At 50.5% G+C, this 1,234-nt stretch carries 1 rRNA gene (cut by a window edge); it reads left to right on the forward strand.

Annotated features, from left to right (window positions below):
* The first annotated feature begins 75 nt into the window (after window positions 1-75).
* Window positions 76-1,234 (forward strand): 23S ribosomal RNA (locus AC56LU_RS23950) (it continues 1,807 nt past the right edge of the window).

The following is a 1,234-nucleotide window of genomic DNA, read 5'->3' on the forward strand; positions in this document are numbered from 1 at the left end:
ATCAACAAACATGCAACAAGCTGTACTCTTGATTTCTATGACGTTCCCTGCTGTCAGTAGGGGCCAACGTTATAGGGACAAGCGAATAAGTGCACATGGTGGATGCCTTGGCGATTACAGGCGATGAAGGACGTAGTAGCTTGCGATAAGCTGCGGGGAGTGAGCAAACACACTTTGATCCGCAGATTTCCGAATGGGGAAACCCGGCCTTATAGGTCATTGCATACTGAATACATAGGTATGCAAAGCGAACGCGGCGAACTGAAACATCTAAGTAGCTGCAGGAAAAGAAATCAACCGAGATTCCCAAAGTAGTGGCGAGCGAAATGGGATGAGCCTGTACGTGATAGTCGATTGGATAGTGGAAGCTTCTGGAAATAAGCGCCATAGCGGGTGATAGCCCCGTACACGAAATTCAAACGGTGATACTAAGCGTACGACAAGTAGGGCGGGACACGAGAAATCCTGTCTGAACATGGGGGGACCATCCTCCAAGGCTAAATACTCGTAATCGACCGATAGTGAACCAGTACCGTGAGGGAAAGGCGAAAAGAACCCCGGGAGGGGAGTGAAATAGATCCTGAAACCGTGTGCATACAAACAGTCGGAGCCTCTTTATGGGGTGACGGCGTACCTTTTGTATAATGGGTCAGCGACTTACATTCAGTGGCGAGGTTAACCGAATAGGGGAGCCGTAGAGAAATCGAGTCCGAACAGGGCGACAGTCGCTGGGTGTAGACCCGAAACCAGGTGATCTACCCATGGCCAGGATGAAGGTGCGGTAACACGCCCTGGAGGTCCGAACCCACTAATGTTGAAAAATTAGGGGATGAGCTGTGGGTAGGGGTGAAAGGCTAAACAAACCTGGAAATAGCTGGTTCTCTCCGAAAACTATTTAGGTAGTGCCTCAAGTATCACCATCGGGGGTAGAGCACTGTTATGGCTAGGGGGTCATTGCGACTTACCAAACCATTGCAAACTCCGAATACCGATGAGTGCGAGCTTGGGAGACAGACGTCGGGTGCTAACGTCCGGCGTCAAGAGGGAAACAACCCAGACCGCCAGCTAAGGTCCCAAAGATTGGCTAAGTGGAAAACGAAGTGGGAAGGCTAAAACAGTCAGGATGTTGGCTTAGAAGCAGCCACCATTTAAAGAAAGCGTAATAGCTCACTGATCGAGTCGTCCTGCGCGGAAGATGTAACGGGGCTAAGCCAGTCACCGAAGCTGCGGATAT

The organism is Telluria sp. PB2R4, assembly GCF_059685695.1.